Genomic DNA, 16,161 nt, shown 5'->3' with positions numbered 1-16,161 from the left:
CCATGATTAGCTCGACTTTCTCACCTCAATCAGTAGGAGCTCAACGGAGAACCGCGGGGTATTATATCCTGTCAACAGGGAACAGAAGACAATGGGTCGGTTCATCAATTCGTTTGAGATCGACGTGCCGTCAGTAACCGCGGACCTCTATGATATCGATCCCCAGCCCAACGATAACTACTCCCTCCTCAATGCCCACGCCACAATCCTCGAGAGGAATGTAGGTGGAAGAGCACGTTGGTACAACCAGGGCGGTCGACATTATATCGCAGTAATCGGCGCCGAGCGGGATTACGGAACGATTCAATCAGCGGACGGAGCGGAGCTGGAATTCGCACATGAATCTGATCTCGATTTCTCTGAGTGGAGTGATTTCAAGGTTCTACAGGAAGCGCTTATCGATGAACTGAAGGACGATCTCGAGACGGACGATTACTGGTACGACTCGACGAAGAACACGTTCTATCACGAGGATCGAGAGGCGCGTATCGAAGGGTACGACGTCCATCCCGGCGTCGAAGTGCGAATTAGTCATCACGACCGACCTCTCATCACATTAGATCCGACGTTAGGTGCATTCGGATCACGGACGCTAGCTGACTATCTAAATGATCCTGCCTGGGGGATAGATCGAGTAAACGACGAACTCGTCGGTCGTACATTCATTTACCAAACCTCGGATCGGGCTTCTTGCACTGTCACGGGAGTCTTTGAGAACACGACAGTCTCCGAGATTCCACCTGGTCGGTTCGACAACGAGACACTAGACGAAATCGAGAGCCGGCATGGGAAAGAATATGCCGACAGAATCGATCCATCTGAACCGACCGTCAAAATCCAGTACGGCAATAGTGATTGGTATCCAGCTGCCCCGTCGTTACTCCTGTTTGCACCGTCTGAAGATCGCCCGGACGAAATCAGCCAACGAGCGACGTTCGGGCCTCAAGAGCGATGGCAGAAAGTCGAAGATTTCCGTGAGCTGATCGGCGACATCAGTATCGGCTCTATCCAGACCGACATTAGCCCATCCCCGGTACGCGACGGGATCAGCGCATACGGTTATCCGGTACTGACGTTTGGCGACGACCCTTCAACGGAGATGGCAATTGGGCGGCCGAACATCAGCTTTAACGGCAGCGAGCTCACCCAAGAATACTGGAACCCAGCAAAGCAGGGGTATCTCGAGGAAGTCGGCCCTCGACGCACGTTTGACCAGGATTTCAGTGTGGCTGTCCTCTTCCCAGAGGGGACGGAAGACGAAGCGCTCAGTGCCTATCAGCAGGTGCGAGAATATGTTGAGGAACACCTTGGACTCATCCTCTCGGATCGGCCTGGAAGAGTCAACTACGAGGACCCGCGAGAGGTCGAAGAATGGCAACGCTCGCTTGAGGATGTCGACGCTGGCTTTGGGTATCTCCCCGAATACGACGAAGATGTCTACCACAAATTGATCGAGATACTGGACGGGAAGCCGCTCCAATCGTTAACCGCAACGAATCTGCGAAGCGCCCAGCGGTCGGGACACGAGGCCGATGTCATTTCGAACACGGCAGTCGGGTTAGGGGTTAAGCTGGGGGTGATTCCATTCAGCATCGAGAATCAGCTCGATACAGACGCCTACCTCGGGCTTAGCGTAACAGGTCGTGACCGAACGGTTGCTAGTGGAGTAGTAGTCTCGGGCACTGACAACCAGATTCTCTATCAAACAGAGGAGACGAATCCGACCGGCCGAAGTACGGTAACGAATCAGGGAATGGCGAAGCAGATTCTGATTCGGGCCGTTCAGGGTGCGGTCAACGATCCTCGCTCTGGGTTCGATCGATTGAGTTCCCTCACGATTCACCGAAACGGGTACCTCGGCGACGATGAGATTGCAGGCCTCAAAGAGGGGGTAGAGTATCTGAAATCAAATAACTACGTGACTGAGTCATTCGAATGGGTAGGCGTCGACGTCCAACATTCTCCCACCTATCGTATCTACGACGACGACGGAATGCCGGATATGGGTTCGTATGCTCAGCTGGATGACGAGACCGTTCTGATCGTCACGACCGATGCACCCCGACTAGGCGAAGGGACCCCGCAGCCGATTCTCTGTGAGATTTCCGTTGAAGAGGGAAATTTCGACATGTACTCAGTCGGGCGAGATGCGTTCTATCTCTCGGAACTGAACTGGGGCGCTCCTTCAAAGGGGATCAAAGACCCTCTCACGGTGTACCTCACGCGGAGAATGAATAGTCGTCTCAGTCACGACCGAGTCTCGCGCCTCACCTACCCGCCGTTCTAAGGTGGATAGGTATCCAGCCAATATTGGTTTGCGGCTAACCGGTGAGACCGCTCCGGCTGGTCATCGGGAGTCACACCCGCTGTGATGTCGTCGACGAGTGCCTCGAGATCATGATCGACCGATGCCGGGACCTCTTGGGTGATGAACGTCCTGAGCTCACCGTAGTCGTAGGTGTCGTAGATTCGCGGTCGACTGTGTTCTAGTGCATCGAGATGGCGCTCGAACGCGATACGGTCGTCACGAATCCCATCCAGAAGGTCAGGGAAGAACTCCTCAGAGAGGTCCATCACGAGATCAAATCGAAGTGCAGGTGGTGGATGGAGATCTCTGTCGGTATCGCTCTCGATATAGTACGGATTCGGGTGGTAAAGATGCCTGGCTAGCGAGGAGAGATAGGCCGGTCCGAAGGTTAATACTCCACAAGCGTCACAAAACAGTTCCTCGAACCAAGTCCGCCAAGAGCGTGCAAAGTGGGTCTCATCATCGATCTCTTGACGAGTTCGCCGCTGAACGTCTCTCAGAACATTATAGAAATCCGCCTTCAGGTCTTCCTGACGGTCCAAGGCTGCGTGAGCCAGCTCGTGGGCAATTATGGGCGCATAGAACTCTGGATCGCTCTGAGTTCTGGGGAGGATGAGAACATAAATTTGGCTCAAATCACCGGTAGCAGGGAGATTCTCATCGAGAGGATCAATCGCAAATCCATCCCAGATTACCGGGAGGACGGTTATATCCATTCCAAATGCGTCCGCGAGTTCCGACGAGAGGGATGACGCGTGGTTGAGACGACCAGATGTTACCGAGTGGCGTTGATACTGATGCAGATCTAAGTATACAAGTTCAACCTCCAAAACCTGGAGTTCCAGGGCAACTGTATCGATGGCCTCTAGGTACTCTTCATACAGTTCGTGGGTCGCTTCTGCATCCGGTTCTTGATCGTATGCACGCTCGTAGAGAAAACGCGTTTCCTCGATATTATCGAATCCATCTTCGACGGAGCTGTGTATCGAATCTGTCGCAGGTATCCGAGTATCGGGAGTATCCAAGACCTCGCGGGCGGCCTCGAATTTGCCCCGAAGATACGCGACCTGGGACTCAGCGAGTTCCGTCGGCAAGAGTACCCCGCATACGATTGATACTATCTCGAGAAGTGCGGTTCGCAGTCTCCGAGATCTCCTTCAACTGTTCACGGACATCGTCAAGACCCTGTTGATAGGTGAGAGTCTCTTCAGCGGCTTCCATGACCTCAATCAGGTCCTCGAAATCGCCGACCAACCGGGAGCTTGCAGTAATCGCATTCTCCTGAATCTGCTCAGCGATGGCTAATTCGTACGGATCAGCGTCGGGATCTTCATCGAGCGCGTCGCGAATTTGCTCAAGTAGGTGGCGGCCCGATTCGAGTTTTGCTCGCAAGTCGTCCCCACTCTGCTCGAGGTCGATGCCGTCACGCTTGGCTTTGAGGATAGAGATGGCTACAAGCGCCTCATCTGCACGCTCGCCGAACCGCCGGTTTGCCTCGTACCGGCGCTTCGCTCGCCATCGAGTCATACGCTATTACGTGTGTACGCCTTGTCGAGTGATATAAGTTTTCGCTTTAAATTCCGAGGGTTGAGAATAGGAATTGGGCGTAGAGGGGTTCCAGAGCAGGAATAGCGTTAGTGAGCCTGGACTGGCTCAGAAATTGCTCGATTCTTCTCGGACTGCGGCGCCGTCGGACTGCGTTAATCCCTCAAGCTGTGTATTCAGGTCTTCACCAAGAATATCCAACGAAAGCATGTCGTGGGTCGTGGTCCGATGCTCATCAGCGTCGGCAAAGTACAGCGTGGTGTGAACGATTCGGGAATCGTCGTTCTGGTGGAGGGCAGCTACATACACTTCGAGCTGGGGCCAGTACTTCTCTGCGAGGTCGTCGACTGATCGTTGAGAGGTGTCGTTCGTCTTGTAGTCGATAACGTGGTAGCTGTCTGGAGTGACCAAGAGCAGGTCGATATCGCCGACGATTCGGCCGGCCTCCAATCGCGTCACAACCGAGAGTTCCTCGTGAATAGTCGTCGGCGACTCGTCGTCGACGACGTCATCACGGAACTGTAGGCAGCGCTCAGTATACTCTTCGATCCGATCCAAATCCCCATCAGTCACCGTATCATCCAAAGCAGAACCTAGCCGAGCCGCGATGGAGCGCCACCGGTCTCGATCAGGTCGTAGCTCACAGAGTTTGTGGACGATCGTGCCCAGATGGTTGGCCTGAAGACCATCCGTTTCGAGACTCGCGGCATCCTCCTCAAGTTCGTCGGTATAGACTGCTGCATCATCCGGAGAGAGTGCCTTCGCAAAATTGGTTGCCGTAATCGACGTCGGGGGAGTGGATACCTCTGGAGCAGGAATGTCGATTTGGGGGTAGTCGCGCTCAGTTGCCGCTGACGCGTCCCAATCGTGGACAGGAGCGGTTGGAACTCGAACTGTGTATTCACTCCCACTGATAGTGGTCGTATGTTCTGCTCCGACGGAGAGCTGGCTCAAGATGTGTCCTGCATCACCGTCCTCGTCTTCCAAGAGAATTGGTTGGAGCCAATCACGCCAGTATCGTGCATCCGCGGCGTCATTCGGGTCACCTAACCCTAAGCCATCCTCCTCATCAGCGTCGATAGAGTGAACGCCGCTGAAGAGCAGGTGGTCACGAGTTCGCGTCGCTGCGACGTAGAGGAGACGCTTCAGTTCGGCTCGCTCCTGCATCCTGACCTCCTCTTGAAGCCGCGTCCGAGCGAGCGTGTTCTGGTGCTCATAGGGATCATCGGCTGACGGAGCTTTCAGACCAAGCACCGGTTCTGACTCGCCATCCCCGACGTCAAGCTCGTCGAGATAGACTTTCCCGTAGTCGTCGACGTCCCCCTGGAAGTTGAATTCGGTGCCCACTTCTGGTATTGCGACGATAGGGAACTCAAGCCCTTTCGCCGAGTGGATTGTCCGAATCTGGACGCCGTCGGCATCTTCGGGAATAGTCGCCTCGTCAGCGTGGGATTCAATCTCCTTCCGACGGTCGATTCGCGTGAGAAGTTCCGAGACCGTCTTGACGCCACCTTCTTCCCAGGCGCGAACCTGTTCGCGGAACTTGTTTATATTCACTGCCGCCTGTCGCGGGCGTTCATCTGCCCCGACACTAGCGATAAATCCGGTATCGTCGATAATCCGAGAGAGCAACGTACCCCACGGAACAGTCGTGTCAGCCGTTACATCGTCGGTGACAGCTGCGATCTGTCTCCACTCGTCCAAGAGCCGGGCAGCGTCTCCGAGGTCGTCCTCAGCTGTCTGGAGAGCGGCCCAGAGTGGCTGATCCTCGGAGTGGAGTCGCGCAAGATCCTCATCAGGAAAGCCAAACAGTGGCGACCGGAGGACACCGTAGAGAGCGATGTCGTCCTCCGGGTTCTCGAAGAACGTGAACAGATTGACTAAGCCTGTGATCTCGGGGGCGTCCCAGAACCCAGTACCCGACACGACAGTATACGGAATCCCGCATTCATCCAGCGCCCGTTCGTGCTCCTTGAGCCGGGTGCGAGCGCGCAACAGGATGGTGATGTCCTCGGGTTTCGCAGGTCTAAGACATTCCTCGTCGTCATCGTAGATTTCCGGTGGATCGTCCAGGAACGAGGTGAGACGGCTAGCAAGCGCGTGAGCCTCTCGTTCGCCGTGCCCAGCGAATCGAGGCGTTTGGTTCAGGTAGTCGGTATCGTGGAGTTCCGGGACGTCCTCGTCAGGCACGAGCAGGTACTCGACCGAACCGGTAACATCGCGTCCCTGCCGGCGTTCATCCGTAAGTGCCTGAGGCTTGGCTTCGTAGTCGCGGTACTCGTCATCCATCGGCTCGAATACCTCGTCGAAGAGCGCGTTCAGGAACTCTCGCGTCTCCTGAATCGTGCGGAAATTGCCTCTGAGCTGCTTGGTGGTCTCGACATCGTCCGGATTAGCCGCAGCGAGGTCCTCACGAGCCGAACCGAAGGTGGTCACGTCGGCGCCGCGGAATCGGTAGATGCTCTGCTTCTCGTCGCCGACCAGGAAGACGTTCTGAGCATCAAAATCATCGGTGTCACCGGCAGTCAATAGTTTGATTAACTCCCACTGGAGCAGGTCAGTATCCTGCATCTCGTCGACCATTACGTACTCGAACTGTGACTGAACTTGCTCGCAGAGACGGTCGTCCGCGTTCAGGAAGTCGATGCAGGTCTGGATGAGGTCGTGATAGTCGAGAGCATTCTGTTCCGATTTCGTCTGTCTATATTCGTCCAGAACGGTGGAGTAGAGCCGAGCAAGGCTCAGGACGTAGTGACTACTGTTCCATTCGGTATCGAGACCGCCGATGAAATCCCTCTCCTCGGGGTTGAGGCCATCAAGTAGAGCGGAGACAGCAGCATCAAGCTGCTCTTGCTCTTCCTCGTGAGCGCTCCAATTGCTCTTGGATCCTCTGTAGCGGAACCGTTGTCGTCCAGTGTATCGTTCACCACTGTTAGAAGTCAGGTGATCGCAGAGAGAATCGAGTGCCCGTTGCCAATGGTATCCTTCTGCATCGTTGGTATGAACTCCCGTGTCTCGCACGACACGAGTCACATCCTGCATAAACTGCATTCCCTTGTCGTCAGGATCAATCTCTAACTCTTCATCGTGAAGTCCGCAGATCGTATGGAGAGCCTCCTGTACGGATTCTTCTTTGAGTAGTTCTTCCGCTGTACCCCTATCTATGGGATAGAAGGTCGACCAGATGTGATCGAGGTATTCATCTACTGTCGATCCCTCCCAGCGAGTCGCCCATTCGGTACTCCTCGGCCGGCTCTCAAGCAGACCGACGAGGACCTGCTCGAGCGAATCCCGATTCCAGAGACGAGCGAGACGACGAATGTCCTCATTCGCCCCCCAACGAGCGTCGATAGTCTCCCGGACCACCTCCTGCATCAACACCTTGGAATCAGCCTCGTCCAGCGTGTCAAACTCGGGTTGGACCGGGGCTTCGACGACGTACTCACGGAGCAGCCGAGAACAGAACCCGTGGATGGTGTGAATATATCCGTTTTCTAATTCGTCCTTGATGCTGCGCCATCGACTGTAGTCGTACTCGTCTGATTCCGGGGCCTCACTGAGACGCTCAGCTACTTCTTCCCGGATACGCTCCTGCATCTCATTCGCGGCATCGTTCGTAAACGTGATCGTCGCGATGTTCTCGGGCCCGATGCCGGGATCTGACTCCAACATCTCGAGGTAACGGAGAGTCAAGGTCGTCGTCTTTCCAGTGCCTGCCCCAGCGGTAATCGCGATATTCTGATCGAGTTCCAGAGCTTCCTCCTGTTCAGTTGTCGGGGAAAGCTCCTCCTCATCTTCGTCGTACGTCGACGCCGGCGTATCGTCGATCCCCGTCATTCGTCCGCACCCCCGAGCGTATCCAGGAACGACCCATCTCGCGCCCTCTGTGGGATATAACCGGACGAACCGGAGCGATCCATCTCTTGGATTATCTCTTGACGTTGGTGGTGTCGAACATCGCAGATGTCCCGATAGTCACAGTAGTGACAGCCGGCTTCTTTCGGCGAAAGCGTGGTCGTTTGGAAGGCACCATTCTCGATACCCTCAGCTATCTCGCCAACCCGCGACGGGACAGTTTCTGTGAGGAATCGCTCATAGTCCTCGTTAGTTCCATCGTTCCGTTCAAGGTAGTATCGAAGACTCCACTTCCGGGTAACCTCCGTCGGCGGCTCCGTTACATAGAATTCTCCGTCCACACTGCCAAGTGTATCTCCGTATTGGGCTGCTAGTTCAGCTCGGGTCGCAAGGGTATAGAGAGGAAGCTGAAATTCGATACCGTCGATTGTCTGAATGGTGTCCGGGTCGCTCGTCTTGTAGTCGTGAACCAATCCATCGATGGTACCATCGTCCTGTTCGCGAAGACTCACGCGGTCGATGAATCCACCGACGGATATCTCTCTTCCATCCGGTGTCGTCACCGTGATCTCGCCCTCTTCCGAATCGGAGAAGTCCATCGGCACCTCAAACCATGCCGGAATATCATCGTTGTCGTCGTGCTCCGCATCAAGGAACCGGACGAAGAGTCCCTGATCGATTCCCTGATGAGGTCGCCCGTCACCGAAGTACTCGTTCACGTCGGGCGTCGCGAGCCCAGCAAGGAGCTGCTCCAGCCACCGTTTATAGAACACGTCGTCGAAGTCGATATCGGAGTCCGCAAGGCTATCTCGTGTCTGCTCTAACAGCTGTTCTTCGAGGACTCCCCGGTCATATTCACTGAGGTCAACTGGATCGCCGTGGTCATCCTGGAGCCCGCGATAGAACTCCTCGAAGATATCGTGGACGAGGCTCCCAAGATCAACTTTCTGAGGCTCGAGATGGAACTCGTCCGGCGCTTCGATACCAAGGATCCGTTTCATGTAGTAGGCGTACCCACACTGAGCGTTATCTTTCAGCTGCGTCGGGCTGTACGGCCCACGTTCACCGTGGAGTTCCGAGACCAACTCGGGGTCAAGCTGTGCGTCGTGGGCGGTTAGTCCGGCGTCAGCCCGACTTTCAGCGCACCTCGCACCCGCCATGACGCGCTCGGCCTGCTGTCGCGAGAATACTCCGGAGTCAGCAGCGTGCATAACGGCTTCCTCCCGTGCCTCCCTATCTCGGTGATGACGAAGGGCACGCTGGACGTCTTCGGGAACGGCATTCCCAAGATCATCAGGCGTTGGCTCAAGGCCAGTTACTCGAGCGAGTTCATCGAGAATCGACGACTCAAGCAGGTCATCGTCATCAAATGATGTCTCGGGGGTCGTAATGTAGACGCTCTCCGCACCTGAGAGCAAGGTAGCAAACTGGTAGCGGGCCTCGGCTCGATCATCGGTGAACGAGAGGTCAGGAATGTCGTCGAACAGTCGCTCGAAAAAGAGCGGTCGATCATTCTCGACGGGGAAGTCCTGCTCGGTCAACCCGACGAAATACAGGTGCGAATAGGACTGCATGTAGGCATCGCGTGGACCAACGATCTCGACGACCTCCTGTGTAGATTGACTCGGTGGGGGGACCCGCACCTTCTCAAGTGCATCGGCCACTTCGTCGATTGGCTCGTCCATCCCAAAGCGCTCAGCCACGAATTCGACGGCGTCAAGCACCCTCTCGACCCGATTGTAGGACGCGACTTCCATTCGGGCATCGAATGACGCCGCATCTTCTTCGATAGAGTCGACGTTTTCAGAGAGGTCGACGGTTTCGAACACAGTTCGCACGGCTTCAACGACGTCGTCGGCCTCCGCGACCTCAGCATCGTCGGCGACCTGGAAAAGGTTCTCCAACACCTCAGCGGAGGCATCGTCGAGTTCCTCGAGAAGTCGGTCAGTATCGACTGTCGGAAGACGGCGGGCAAGGTCAGCAACAGCGGACCGATCAACGTCGTCGGTGGCACCTCCAAGAGTCACGAGCGGGTTCGTCGCGAGACGAGCTACCGTATCTGTGCGTGGGTCGTCGACACAGAGTTCAACCAGATCGAGCATTGCCCGCCCAGCATACGTCTGATACAGCAGCTTGTTCGCAAACCCGACCGACTGGATACCAGCGGCCTCGAATACGTCGGCGACTTGCTCCTGATACGAGATTAGACCCGGAATGACAACCAGGATGTCGTTAGGGTCGGCGCCGTCCGCGAGCTGTTTCCGCACCCTTCGAGCAACTTGTCTAACCTCTCGATCTGGTGTGGGGGCGCTGTACCATTGAAGCTGATCGGGAGGAGCCGTATCCTCGTCAACTCCTGGAGTTGGCGTATAGAGCTTACCAGCAGCGTCGATGAGTGAACTCGGAGAATCGGGAGTGACAGCGGTCGGTGGGCCAGCAATTGCCTGGTACGTCTCCATCGCGTCAGCAGTGATCTGGTTTGCGCCGTCGGCCGGCGTTTCCGTATCGGCCAGGGGGAGCGAGATATAGACGGGGAACGCGGTGGCTAGTCGCTGAAGAAAACCCTTCTCGTGGTGGGACAGGTCGTAGAATCCAGAAATTACGACGACGTCGACGTGAGGGAAGATCTCCGTAAGGGAAGCTCCGCTATCGAGGACCGTCCGGTACGCCTCACTAAGGGTGTACACGTCATCCCCGACACCTTCTCGGCGGAGCTCGTAGAACTCCTCATACACGGTCGCGACCAGATCAGCGGTTCCAGGTGATAACTGGGAATCCTCGACGAGAGTTCGAACCGCTCCAGGTGAGTGGTAGCCCTCTCCCTCCAGTTCCGTAATGAGATCGGTGAAGTGGTCTCGGTAGAGATGCGCATCGTCCAAGAGACCACGGTCAGCGACAGTTCGAAGCGCTCGATCGATTAACCGGCGCCGAGTCAGCGCATCCAGAAGAGAGCTCGGGTCAGCGATCCGCTCGTAGCATTCCCCGACGACAGTATTGAGATCGGTTACCCGAAGCCGGAGCGGCTCGTAATTCTCAGCCCACGCGTCAGCGATTTCGTCCGTTCGGTGATCATTATTCTCAATGTAGAGGATACTAGCGGGGTGACCACCTGCTTGCGCATCGACCCAGCCAAATACCTCAGACTGAAGTGCGTCGAAGGATGGACTGGTAAGAAAATCACAGCCATTAGCCATACAAAAAGCAAAGTAATTCCCGTGACATAATTCTGTCCCAGACGCAGAGGAATCTTTTCAGTTAGAACCTCCCGAGGTGATTGATTTCGTTCATTACCTGATCAACAGGTTAGATTATGACTGATATGGATCCCACTCAAATGTACCATCCTTGTTTTTCGAGTAGTGTATCGAACCGTTTCGCCAGCCAATACGGTTCCAAAGCTGATAGAGTGGTTCGCGGAGGGCCAACGCGATATTAGAGTCCCAATATTCAATCTTCACCCGCTTCAATTGGAAGACATTCTCGCTGATCGGACGGGTGGTGTCTGGGCCGACAACTCGTTGTGGTTTTTCAATCGGATAGTTCGCTGCATCGATTATCGTGATATATACGTACAACGGCGGGTAGATGCCCGCAGTCTGGTACATTTCCCGAAGGCGGTCGATTAGGGAGACGATCTCTTTATCGATGAACCACGCTATCCCGTGCCTCCCGTTCCGCTCCATAGTCAGCTTGGTTGTTACAGCTTCTACCCACCCATTACCGTCTAAACAGACGTACTCAGAAAATTTCCCTTCAGACAGCTCCGTATACGGAGCGGTAATTGCGAAATCACCGAAACCTTCGGAGCCAGCCGACCGTGACCGGTATTTTGGTGGGTCAGGGAGATCGGTTGCGATCATTCCAGGAGGATCCGAAACCGACTCAACGGGAATGACATGGACAGCCACAATCGGTTCTTCATCTACTAATTCACCGTGGCGTGGCTGTCGATCCCGTAATCGGGCGAGTTGAGCCTCATATAATTCGTCGATATCTTGTTCTGGATCGTCGAGAGCATTCTGAGGGTCAACATGGAGATGTTCTTGGGCGAGATCGTGGTTGTCGACATCCATCAGATCTTTTCTCAATCGGGCAAAATCCTTGATGTGGACGCGCCAGCCGTACGTATCCGCCAATTCGTTCTCTAATCGGTCACGTTTGACGCCGGCAATCTCCGTGGTGGTAGCAAATATGAAGAAATCGAACTCCGCTGGGTAATCAGCAGCTGAATTTGCATCTGATCGAATCTTCTCCTCAATATTACTCGAGGTCACGCTACAGTGGAGCACGCCAAATTTTCCCGAACGCTCAAGAAGTGCATCCCTCCCGCCATCCGGACCCCTCACGCCGGTTGGATCGACGTCGTATCCTTCTCGACCAAGCAAGTCAACAGCTAACTGTTCCAGTCTCGCACCGTCTCCGATAGCGCGGAGATTTGCTTCGAGAGCAGTGTTTGGCATCTATTGGTCATCTGGGAAGTCCATACTTACAAAACTACCCAGCTACTGTGGCTGCTTTGTTGACTTCTCTCGGTTATCGAGGAATTGATCACACCACGTCGGAAGGGAATCCATCGGTCCATTTTCAGCTACTGTCCCATCGCCTGCAATCCGGGTAAACACGCCGTCCCGCCCCCACGCACAAACTACTGGCTTCTGGTCTTGATCTGGCCGGGTCACGATTCGCTGTTGGAATCGCGACGGCTCCTCACTCACATCCTGCAGTACTGTGAGGATCTGCCCGAGAAGGGGATGACCTGGCGCAAGATGCTGAACCGATGGGAACTCGTCAGCACACACAGCCGAGAACGTCACCGCCACTTCATCAGCAGCAGTCGCAATAGCCTGTGCAATGGTCTGTTCCCCATCCCCGGGTGGGACCTCAATCGGTGCGTCACCTACTGAGAGGCGGTACGTACTGTCCGCAAAGTCGAAATCCCCGTCATCGTACTCGAAGTCAATCTCGTGAATTGGGGTGAATTCGACACCGGCCTCGGCAAGAGCGTCGTTATCGACCAACACTGACTGGAGGCTCGGTGTCTCGAACGGAGGTTGATACTCGTATTCCTCCTCCCCGACATCGACGAGATCCGGGTGACTGTAGGACTGCCACGCATCAAGTTTTGCTTCGTCGACGACATCCTGAGCGACGAGGTCGTCGACGTCCTCGAGTGACTCTCCAACATCGACGCGATCGCCCTGATCGCGTTCTTCGAGTTCTTCAGAAAACTCGCGGTCAGCTGATTCGACCGCAGACTGGTCGTCAGCGCTGTCGGCGTTCAAGGTCGCATCTCGAATCTGTTGGCTGACGCCGGAGAGTATGGGTTGCATCTCACCGACGACGTTTTCGAAGAGGCCAATCCGGTCGTCAAGGCGGTCATAGATGTCCGTCTCAACCGTATCCTCGTAGCTGTAGTTGAGAATACGAATCTCGTCGAATCGTTGGCCGATACGGTCAATCCGACCGATACGCTGTTCAACTCGCATCGGGTTCCACGGCAGGTCGTAGTTGATGAGCGCCCCACACTCCTGGAGGTTTAGCCCCTCACTCGCGGAGTCGGTACAGACGAGGATATCGACCTGCCCATCATCACGTGAGAATTCACGCTTCACGCGCTCTTTCCCGACGTGCTCCCACGTTTCAGAATCGGGGTCGTACAGCTCGCCGCCACGACCGGAGTACGTTGCGATTGTCGCTCCAAGAAGGTCCGCGAGACTGTCCCGGATGAAGTCCATTGTGTCCGCGTACTGCGTGAAGACAATCACCCGGTTGTGGCCAGCCCGGTCCAGCTCGTCGAGGTCGTTGTACAGCTGCTGAATCTTCGGGTCTGTATCAACCAAGTCTAAGTCGTTGACGAACGCTTCCAGGGCCTCGATTTCTTCCTCGATAAGCTGTTTCCCCTCTTCAGTCACGCTCGGGATGAGTTCAGAGAGGTCTAGGTCGTCGCTACTAGCATCGAGTTCATCCAGAACGTCCCCGTCGTCGAGATCAGCGTTTTGTAGCGTTTCGAGGACGACCTGCTCCGCATCACCGTAGTCCCGGTCACGAGCGCGCTCCCGACCGGCAAGCACGGTTCGTTGCGCCCGGAGTGTCTCAAGCCGGTGTCTCAGGCTCTGACTGATCGCATAGACACTCGACGTGAGTCGCTGCCGGTACGTGGTCATCACGAACCCGATGGCGCGTGTTTGGGCTTCGTCAGTCTGTTGGGCTCGCTTGTAGAATTCACGTGTGTACTCGTCGATCTGGTCGTAGACCGCCCGTGTCTCCTCGGTGAGTTCGATTTTCCGTTGTTCGGGATTTCGGTTCGGAACGGTCGTATCGAGGAGACCGACCGCCTCGTACTTCCGGAGTGTATCCCGTGTATTCCGATGGATGAGCGCGTCAACGGGTGTGGACTCCGCGAGAACATCGCGGATGACTCGCCAACCGCCCGGGGAAAGTTCGTCAAGTGCGTCCTGTCGGTCGCTGCGGGACGCCATCAACCACTCGTCGGCGTCTTCTGGATAGAGGAGCCGTTTGAGTTTCGTATCCTCGCTCGCCTCGAAGCGGTCGATATCGTAGTCTACCATCGCGTCGTCGACGTGAGCAAGATAGCCGTCGTAGGCGTCTCCATAGGCGCGTGCGAGCCGGCACGCGGTCAGCACACACTCTTTGGCAATGGCACAGTCCTGTCCGTCCTCATTGATCTCGAGTTCGTCTGCAAGGTGCTGGAAGACTTTTGAGGAGAATGGTCGGTCCGTCGGGAGCCGGTCTTGGTGTTCCATTCCATCGAGCGTGGCTTGCGTGTCCCAGGAAGCCTCCGCTTCGTCGGACTCTGAACTAGGGTTGTCGAGAACCTCGTTGAGGGCCTGCGACAGCCCGTCACGGGTTTCGAAGAACTCCATGAAGGTATCCCGGTTATCCCAACCACCCGGAAGATCCAGCAACTGCATCAGATCGTAGAGTTCGCCAGAGTGCAATTGCATCGGGGTAGCAGTCAGGAGGTAGTAGGCGTGGGTATAATCGCGAAGCTGTTCGAGAAGAGCGTAGAAATTACTGCCACGCCGGGCGTTGTGCGCCTCGTCAACAATGACGGCGTCCCACACGCCCATCCGGTCTTCCGTATCGTGGTCGCGTCCGCGACAGCTTGCCGGGATGACGTTCCGAGACCGGTCGGATATCCGGTCTAAGGGAGCGACCTGATCCCACCGGTCGTCGAGACGAGCCGTGTGCCAGGACATAATGACGACCGTCGGCCCATCCAGTGGCGACGATGCATCGGCGTCAGTCGACTGTTGTTCGTAGAGGAACCGCCAGATGGGGCTGTCCGCCCATTCGCTCTCTCCGGTGAGGTCGAGGTCCGTTGCCGATGGTGGATAGTGGTCGCGGCCGCGGACGTCCCGGAATACGTGATCGCCCGCTGTGTCCCGGTCGAATCGGACGGCGTTGATGTTGAACTTCTCCCAGAGCTCTTCCTGCCACTGCCGCTGCAGACTCGCCGGAACCAGCAACAGCCCGGTTTCAAGCTCACCGGTAAGTCCAAGCCGGGAGAGTGTAAGACCGGCCTCGATCGTCTTCCCGAGTCCCACCTCGTCACACAGCAAGAAGCTCTGTGGATACGTATTGACGAGTGTGTCCGAGACAACTCGTTGATGGGGCCACGGCGTGATCGTGCTCGCTTCCTCGGCCAGTGCGAGTCCCCCCGGCGAGAACGGTCCATCCTGAATGATGTTCGCTTTGTCGCGCTCCGTCGGCGGGGCTGTACCGTTCGCGATCTGAATCGCTTCCTGGAGATCGCTCTCGGTGTCGGGGGCTTTCCAATCGATGATGTCCTCTTCGATTGCATCGGGGAGATCATACACTTCGACGAAGGGGTGTTCATCTCTCCACAGCCGCTCGAAGGTCTCCTCGTCGCCGGCGACGTAGTCCGCCTGTTCAGGAACCCACGACCGATGAACTTTGAACCGCTCGTAGTTGCGAGCCCAGCCGCCGACCGTCTCGTTGACGCTACCTTCGAACGAAATCGTGTTTCCGTCGCTATCGTGAAAGAGTCCAACTTTCGGATGGAAGATCTCCCAGTCGTGAGAGGGAGAGCGTGGATAGGCGACCTTGATGTGGATCCGGCCCTCGCGGAGGAGACGCGCGAGAATACGTAGATTCGCATCCAGGCGTTCATCATCAAGGTCCTCGAGGTTTTCCTCAAGGCGGTCGGTTAGCGTCTCTAGAACCGGACGGTCTGACTCGTAAAGTTCGGTGCCAACGATGAGACGCATTTCACCATCATTCTCGACGAGGGCGTGAATGCCGTTGGCAGCAGCCGCGAGTGCCGTACTGGAGAAGTATCCCGCGATCCGGTCGTATTGCTGGCTGCGTTCCAGTGCGGGCTCGTAGAAGTCCTTGACTAAGTGGGCTCGCACCTGTTCCGGTTTGCTCTCGTAGATGGACTGCCACTCGCGATCACGTAGATTAGTCAT

General features: G+C 55.9%; 7 protein-coding genes. 1 reads left to right on the top strand and 6 read right to left on the bottom strand.

All coding sequences use genetic code 11. The annotated features are described in order from the left end of the window. The first annotated feature begins 91 nt into the window (after positions 1 to 91). Entirely contained in the window at positions 92 to 2,287 is a 2,196-nt protein-coding gene (locus tag RH858_RS10795) for a hypothetical protein (protein ID WP_310561841.1), read from the top strand. Here the strand turns inward: RH858_RS10795 and RH858_RS10790 are convergent. The 6 genes from RH858_RS10790 to RH858_RS10765 form a co-directional block, all read right to left on the bottom strand. Continuing rightward, a complete protein-coding gene (locus RH858_RS10790; RefSeq protein WP_310561840.1) occupies positions 2,284 to 3,402 on the bottom strand; it encodes a hypothetical protein in 1,119 nt (372 codons plus the stop codon). The two genes, RH858_RS10795 and RH858_RS10790, sit on opposite strands and share 4 nt — an antisense overlap. Beyond that, complete coding sequence (locus RH858_RS10785; RefSeq protein WP_310561839.1) at positions 3,383 to 3,835, bottom strand: hypothetical protein; 453 nt, start codon at positions 3,833 to 3,835, stop codon at positions 3,383 to 3,385. The genes RH858_RS10790 and RH858_RS10785 overlap by 20 nt, the downstream gene beginning before the upstream one ends. A 126-nt stretch (positions 3,836 to 3,961) precedes the next feature. Continuing rightward, complete coding sequence (locus tag RH858_RS10780; protein ID WP_310561838.1) at positions 3,962 to 7,690, bottom strand: UvrD-helicase domain-containing protein; 3,729 nt, start codon at positions 7,688 to 7,690, stop codon at positions 3,962 to 3,964. Beyond that, positions 7,687 to 10,902, bottom strand: coding sequence for a PD-(D/E)XK nuclease family protein (locus RH858_RS10775; RefSeq protein ID WP_310561837.1), 3,216 nt, complete (start codon positions 10,900 to 10,902; stop codon positions 7,687 to 7,689). The genes RH858_RS10780 and RH858_RS10775 overlap by 4 nt, the downstream gene beginning before the upstream one ends. A 114-nt stretch (positions 10,903 to 11,016) precedes the next feature. Further along, positions 11,017 to 12,168: a hypothetical protein gene (locus tag RH858_RS10770; protein WP_310561836.1), complete on the bottom strand. Its 1,152-nt coding sequence runs from the start codon at positions 12,166 to 12,168 to the stop codon at positions 11,017 to 11,019. A gap of 42 nt (positions 12,169 to 12,210) precedes the next feature. After that, complete coding sequence (locus RH858_RS10765; protein WP_310561835.1) at positions 12,211 to 16,161, bottom strand: helicase-related protein; 3,951 nt, start codon at positions 16,159 to 16,161, stop codon at positions 12,211 to 12,213.

Source organism: Halalkaliarchaeum sp. AArc-GB, assembly GCF_031432225.1.
Taxonomy (GTDB): Archaea; Halobacteriota; Halobacteria; order Halobacteriales; family Haloferacaceae; genus Halalkaliarchaeum.
The sequence above is the reverse complement of the archived record's forward strand: the minus strand, read 5'-3'. Positions and strand labels throughout refer to the sequence as shown.